This window comes from Streptomyces atratus (assembly GCF_014648655.1).
Classification (GTDB): Bacteria; Actinomycetota; Actinomycetes; order Streptomycetales; family Streptomycetaceae; genus Streptomyces; species Streptomyces atratus.
Map to the genome: position 1 here is coordinate 1 of NZ_BMRN01000115.1, position 6,397 is coordinate 6,397.

Genomic DNA, 6,397 nt, shown 5'->3' on the forward strand with positions numbered 1-6,397 from the left:
GTCCCCACCGCCACCACCGACAACGACTGAACCAACCAAACCGAAGACACCTGGGTCAGATTTCAACCGGCCAGAGTGGGTCCAAGTTCAGCCGCCGCCGACACCTCCCATTCCAGCGTTGTGCGCCCGGTGCTCGCGGGCACCCCGGGGATGCCAATCAGCTGCGGAGGCCCGAGCACGTAGGCGTCGGGACGGAACAAGTTCGACGCGCGCAGCCCTGCGGCCTTGAGCTGGCCGGCGGACTTCAACCCTTTCGGCAACCGTGGATAGCGCTGAAGCAGGCTCCTGAAGACGTCGTTCGGTTGTGCGTCCGGGTTCTCGACGTAGACCGGCGCGCCGAAGCCGGCGGGAGTGGCACCGCACACCACATGTTGCTCACCCACGGGGCTGAACGGGACGGCATCGAACTCTACGAACGTGTTTAGCTGTTGACTCCATGGCGATGGACGAGGACCTGGAGTGAATTTAACCCGACAGGCTCGTGGCCTGAGCTGTTGCGGCCCGGTCAAGGCCCCCTGCAAACGCGGGTTGGCTCCGCGCCTGCGATGACCGACTGCTGGCTCCACGGACCGCGCGTCCGGTGGCGGCCGCCAGCCTCGGGACGCTGACAGTACCGTCGCCTCAACCGTGGTGGCGATCGTCAGGCCAATGCCGCGCTCCATCGCATCGTGTTGACCCGTCTGCGGGTCGACCCGTGCACGTCCCTTGAAGGTCTCGTTGATCGATTCGATGACCTGTCGCAGCTCTGCGTCCCAGCTAGGACGACGCCTGGCGCCTCGTCGTCGACTTCCCCTACGACGAGGGCGAGAAGCCGACGGCTCCGCAGGCGACGGGCGACAGCATTATCACCTTCCGGGAGTTGATGAGCAGCACCTCGTCGCCGTCGGCGAAGTCGTCCGCGGTGAACGGGACGAAGTCGAAGCGCAGCTCGCGCTTGAAGTAGCCGGCAAACTGCTCGGCGACCTTCCGTAGCTCCGGGTCCTCCGTGCCGACGATGAGGCGCTTGTCGATCACAGCCTGCTCCGACACGGTAGGCAGTGGCACCATCTCGATCAGAAGCCGCTCCCGAAAGCCGCCCTCGCCCTCCCAGTACGTCTCCAGTTCGCGGCGGCGCTCGGCAAGTTCGTGAGGGTCCATGGTGTTCACGCCAGCGTGATGCGATCCCGGCCCGGCCGGGTAGTTACGCAGACATCACCCAGACCCGTCTGCTCGGCCTGGCCAAGCACCTTGCTGAGAGCCCGTTCACGGGAATCCTTGCGCATGCCCGCTGTTAGGGGATGGGAAAAGCAGACCGTCGGCAGCCGGGCGGTGACGCCGCTACATCACAAGAGGCGTGCCTTGAGCGGCCCAAACGTCGCCCTCCTGAGGGTGGCCAGGGCGCCCTGGTAGGACTCGGAGCTGCGGCCGAGCGCTTAGAAGGCGCTTGGCGGGATGAGTATTACACCCATGCTGACCTGCTTCTCTTCCCGTGCCTGGCGTCTCATCGACCGGCCTTCGGCACGCATTCGACAGGCGGCAGCCCTAGTCGCCGAGGACCCGCTCCCACAGCAGCCCGTCCCGCCAGCTCCCGTCGAGAAAGATCGAGGAGTGCGCGACGCCGTACGGGCTGAACCCGTTGCGGCGCAGCACCCGCTGCGAGGGCAGATTCTCCAGATTGGTGGACGCCTCGGCGCGGTGCAACCCGAGTTCGTCCGTCATCACCCGGAGTACAAGCGCGACGGCGTGCCCGGCGTGCCCTTGATTCTGGGCGATGCTGGCGATCCAGTACCCGACGGAGCCGCGGCGCAGGTGCGGCTGCGGCAGGATGCCTCCGACGGTTATCTGCCCGATCACCTGGTCGTCGGCGAGTACTACGCCCGGCCAGACCGTGCCGGCCCGGTATCCGGCCAGCAGGCTGTCGATCCGCTCCGCCTGGCCCTCTGGGGTGAAGAAGTCGGCCGGCTGGGCGGGTTCCCACGGCCGGAAAGCCTCAAAGTCCCGCACCCGGTGCGCGGCGATCGGGGCGGCGTCGGTGGGCTCTATTAGGCGGATTCTGGTGCTGCTGCGCATGGGCTGATCCTCGTCGCGGTGCGTCGATGAGACGGCCAGCCTATGCGAGGGTGCCCGCGCCGCCGCACCCTACGCCCGCCGGAGGATCGAGTCGATCGCGCTGCTTGTGTTCTCGATACCCTGCACGCAGAAAGTGCCTTCCGCTTGGACCGACAGAACCCCTCGACAAGGTTCATCGTCCCAGCTCAGAAGGCACTTTCGTATTTCCTCCCCGCTTCCGGCCTCATCTCAACCGAAACGGCGAGGCTAACGGGGCGGAGGCTATGTATCCATCGTCCGACGCGCCGGCGGTCACAGCACGCCGAGCTCAGTGTCCGGACGGCACAGCTGGCACGCCAGCCCGGTGTCCATGGCCAGCAGTCGCCGCGCCTCATCCGCCCCCACCGGTTTCACTCGGGGCCCGGCTGGTCGGCAATACCCTTGATGCACCGCGACGATCCACCGCCCCTGGCCGATGCCCTGCTCGACCACCCAGTCCGGCGGCGGAGATGGCGGCTGGCGTGCCGCGACCTCGGCCAGGCGCCGCTCCTCGGCATCGCACCAGCTGCGGGCGCGGGTCAAATCCTGCTCGCGCACCCGCACCAGGAAGCGGAGTCGCTCCAGCCTCGACGTCGATGATTCTTCGGACACGTGTTCGAGTCTATATTCATGACGTGCTGGCCTGCTGGTTCGGCGTGGACCGCTCGACGGTCACCCGGGCCATTGGTGAGGTGCGGCCCCTGCTCGCGGAGCGAAAATGCACCATCAGCCTCGACGTGCGGCTGCGAACCTGGCCGAGGTTGTTGACCATCTCGGCGCGACCGGGAAGGCCGGCATCATCGACGGCACCGAGATCCGTGTCCGCCGCCCGGTCGTCGGTCGCAAGAATCGGGATCACTTCATCTCCGGCAAGGGCAAGCGGAACGCTGTGAAGGCCATGGTGTTCACCGACGGGGACGGGCGGCTGCTGTTCTGCAGCCCGACCAGGCCCGGAAGGTGGGCGGACATCACCCACGCCCGAGAGTTAGGGCTGGTCAGGCTCCTGACCGATGGTCCAGCAGTCGAGATCCTTGCCGATGCCCGCTATCAAGGACTCGGAGCACAGGCAGGCGGACGCATCGTGACGCCACCGCACCGCAAGTTTAAGAAGAATGCCCCGGACTGGTACGAGGAGATGCGTGAGCGTCAGCGCAAGGCACACTCCTCCCGACACATCCGGGTCGAGCACAGAATCGCCCACCTGAAGAACTGGCGGTGGCGCGCACTGGCCCGTCACCTCGGCCGCCGCCCTTCCGGATACCGGGCTGCACCCACCACGACACCTCCATGCCAGATCCCACGATCTAATCCTCAAGAGATGTCCACAAAAGCGGGCAAACCCCACCCGGCGACACCACCCTCCGGGTCATCAACAACAGGAGGGGGAAGTCATGCCGGGCCCGAAGGCCGGAGGCCCCATTGCGGAGCCACGAAAAAGGGACTGGGGGACGGAGCCCGGGCTACCCGTCGTTGGGTCTCGACCTCTACGCTCGTGATCATGACAAACGGATTCAGCGACCAGTTCCTGCTCGAGGCGGAACGGCACTCCGTCTGGGGCGCCGCTCAGCTCGAGGCGCTCATGGAGTTCCTGCCCGAGGCACCGTGGAGCGCGGACCTGCCGACGTGTTCGTACCAGCAGGGGGAGGTGCAGCTACGGGTCGGTGTCCTTGGGACGTACGACATGGAGGGGGGATCCTGGCTGTGGGGCTGGGCAAATCCGGGGCTCGGTGGGAGTGAGGTCGTGGCGTTGTCCGCTGCCGTGGCACGGTACGGGCAGGCGCACGGGATTCCTGAGTTCACCACTGAGGAACTCGATCTGTCCGGGTTCGACGATCCTCGGCGGGCCGCCGAGATGCTGGCCTTCGCAGGGATGGGGGTAGCCAACACTCCCGGGTACATCGGGCAGCCCGCCGGGCCCGGCACCCAGGTGTACTTCCTGCCCGACGACCCGAAGGTGCCGAGCGCCGAGCTCGATCCGGTCGCCCTGCCGCGCGTGCTCATGGCCGGGGTCTCACTCATCGGGCGTTCGCCGCGGCAGGCCGTCACGGGGTACTTCGAGCACCACGGGGTGCCGCAGCGCGTGGAAGGCGACCGGCTGATCGCCGATCTGCCGACCGGGAACGCCGCCGCTGTCTCCTTCGACCGGATGGGGCGGATCGGCAACATCCGGCTCACGGTCAGCGGCTGACCCGGAGGCAGTGCCGTCGAACGTTTCCTCGGGACGCCGGCAGTACCGTCGCCTCAACCGTGGCGGCGACCGTCAGGCAAATGACGCGCTCCATCGCAAGGCACTCGGCAGCCGAGCGCATCACGCCCCACAACCGGCGCCGAGATCAGTACGAGCGGTTGAGGCAGTCGGTGCGCTCGTCGGACCAGTGACGGATGGCCTACGGCCTGCGATCATCGGCGAATGAGTAAGGACGGGGAACGAGCGGCACTTCGCCGGATGCTGGGTGGCATCACTGCCTCGCTCGGCGACCGGAACACACACAAGACGCTGACCGAGACCTTCACTGTTCTCAGCATGCCGCCGACCGATGAAGGGTCAAAGCGCGAGCGGGTCGAGCGCAGTTTCGCCCAGGTGCCGGACAGTGATCTCCTCCAGCTCGCCGAGCGCTTCCTACAGACACAGGACGTCGGCGCTGCGACCCGTAACCAGCTCCAGGACGCGCTGTGGGCCGAGGCGTCCCCGCCGGAGATACCCATGCGGACCCGCCGGGAGATCGCCCGAGCCCTTGACCCGACGGTCTTGGTGCAGCACCCGGCCCGGTTCATGAAGATGCTGGACCGCTTCTGGGTCATCAACGACGACCCGTTCTCCGAACTGCTCTCCCCCGGCCAGGGGAGGAGCCTGCGGTCCCGTATCGAGCGGCACTTCATCCGTAATCCGGACTGGTCGACGGAGGAGCTCTTCGAGGCGCTGGGCGCGTTCGAAGCAAGCGATGGCAGGTTTGCCCGCTTCATCGAGGCAGCCGTCGCCGGCGATGTCCTGCTGGACGAGTCTGCCCAGCGCCTCCTGGCCGAGATGATCAACGAGCACCTACGCACCACGGGCAGCGAACTAAGGGAGACGGGCACGAAGGACGGTTACCCCCGTCTGGCCCTGGTCCCCAGCCAGCTTGCCCACACGCGGCGCCCGAAGAACGTTGTCTTCGCCTCGCTCAGGAAGCCGGACATTCGTTTCCGCTCCGCCGTGGACAACGACATCGAGGTCGTCGGCGGCGACGCCCTGGTCTACGACCGCTCGGTCGGCGATGAGGGAATCCGCTGGCGCGACCTGCAGTCCTGGTGGCAGGGGGAGCAGCAGATCCCCGACGACACCGAAGCCAAGAACACCCTCTACGCCAGGCTCCACAGCAGCTTGCCCGATAATTCTCCCGGGCAGCGGAACCTCTTCGGCAGTTATCACCGCGTCCTCGGAGCAGCGGTCTACGACATGCCCGCGCTTCTACCCGAGGTCTGGCTGCACTGGGACCCCAAGACGGTCAAGCAACGAGGTCCCCAGGCCCTCCTGCGTTTCCGGATGGACTTTCTCCTCCTGCTGCCCCACGGCCAGCGGATCGTCCTCGAAGTCGACGGATCACAGCACTACACCCGCGACCACGGCCGGACCCCCGACACCGCCAAGTACGCGGACATGGTGGCTGGCGACCGGGACCTCAAGCTCAGCGGGTACGAGGTGTACCGCTTCGGACACGATGAGCTGCGCGATGCACTCTCAGCGCACGCTCTGCTGAGCCGGTTTCTCCCTGAGCTCTTCCAACGCCACGGGGTCAGCCTCTAGGAGCGTGGACGACAGCTGCACAGAGGCTGTGAGACCACTTCGCACAACTTCGGCGGCCAGGCTGCCGTGTACGAGACCTGGAACGCCGCTTGGCCCGACTCGCGGAACGCCACGCCCCGCAGCTGCTCGCTGTGGTGGGCATCGGCCCGGACATGGCCGCCACTCTGCTCATCACCATGGGGGACAACCCGGAGCGCCTCGGCAGTGAGGCATCGTTTGCCGCGCTGTGCGGAGTCAGCCCCGTCGAGCGCTCCTCGGGCATCCGGCAATACCGTCGCCTCAACCGCGGCGGCGACCGGCAGGCCAACGCCGCCCTGCACCGGATCGTGCAGACCCGCCTGCGCTGCGACCCGCGCACCCAGGAGGACTACGAACGCCGCATCAAGCGAGGCAAGACCCGACGCGAAATCGTCCGGTGCCTCAAACGCTACGCCGCCCGCGAGGTGGGGGCTTTCCCCTTGATCGTGGACACCGGTTGTCATGCGGCGGTGGCCAGCGTAGTTGATCGTTGTTCGTAGGCGATCGGGCTGATCTGGCCGAGGCGGG

The 6,397-nt window shown here is 66.9% G+C and carries 7 protein-coding genes and 1 pseudogene; 4 read left to right on the top strand and 4 right to left on the bottom strand.

Annotated features, from left to right (window positions below; all coding sequences use genetic code 11):
• Nucleotides 1-62: 62 nt before the first annotated feature.
• The 4 genes from IEZ15_RS43075 to IEZ15_RS43090 form a co-directional block, all read right to left on the bottom strand.
• Nucleotides 63-383 carry a hypothetical protein gene (locus IEZ15_RS43075; RefSeq protein WP_189282386.1) on the bottom strand — a complete coding sequence of 107 codons (321 nt, stop codon included), beginning with the start codon at nt 381-383 and terminating at the stop codon, nt 63-65.
• 409 nt (nt 384-792) lie between these two features.
• Nucleotides 793-1,137 (bottom strand): hypothetical protein, encoded by a 345-nt coding sequence (locus IEZ15_RS43080; RefSeq protein WP_189282387.1) that lies wholly within the window; start codon nt 1,135-1,137, stop codon nt 793-795.
• 384 nt (nt 1,138-1,521) lie between these two features.
• Nucleotides 1,522-2,049: a GNAT family N-acetyltransferase gene (locus IEZ15_RS43085; RefSeq protein WP_189282388.1), complete on the bottom strand. Its 528-nt coding sequence runs from the start codon at nt 2,047-2,049 to the stop codon at nt 1,522-1,524.
• A gap of 291 nt (nt 2,050-2,340) precedes the next feature.
• The gene (locus IEZ15_RS43090; RefSeq protein WP_189282389.1) at nt 2,341-2,679 is read right to left on the bottom strand and encodes a DUF6233 domain-containing protein; all 339 of its coding nucleotides are present in this window, start codon (nt 2,677-2,679) and stop codon (nt 2,341-2,343) included.
• On the opposite strand from IEZ15_RS43090, the gene IEZ15_RS47595 reads away from it, so the two are divergent.
• The 4 genes and pseudogenes from IEZ15_RS47595 to IEZ15_RS43110 form a co-directional block, all read left to right on the top strand.
• Nucleotides 2,664-2,960: a transposase family protein gene (locus IEZ15_RS47595; RefSeq protein WP_373302769.1), complete on the top strand. Its 297-nt coding sequence runs from the start codon at nt 2,664-2,666 to the stop codon at nt 2,958-2,960. The two genes, IEZ15_RS43090 and IEZ15_RS47595, sit on opposite strands and share 16 nt — an antisense overlap.
• Nucleotides 2,882-4,255, top strand: coding sequence for a DUF6882 domain-containing protein (locus IEZ15_RS47825; RefSeq protein WP_506355110.1), 1,374 nt, complete (start codon nt 2,882-2,884; stop codon nt 4,253-4,255). The genes IEZ15_RS47595 and IEZ15_RS47825 overlap by 79 nt, the downstream gene beginning before the upstream one ends.
• 222 nt (nt 4,256-4,477) lie before the next feature.
• Nucleotides 4,478-5,851 carry an AbiJ-related protein gene (locus IEZ15_RS43105; protein ID WP_189282390.1) on the top strand — a complete coding sequence of 458 codons (1,374 nt, stop codon included), beginning with the start codon at nt 4,478-4,480 and terminating at the stop codon, nt 5,849-5,851.
• A 68-nt stretch (nt 5,852-5,919) separates the two neighbouring features.
• Nucleotides 5,920-6,369: pseudogene (locus IEZ15_RS43110) on the top strand (transposase); the annotation flags it as partial.
• Between the last annotated feature and the right edge of the window lie 28 nt (nt 6,370-6,397).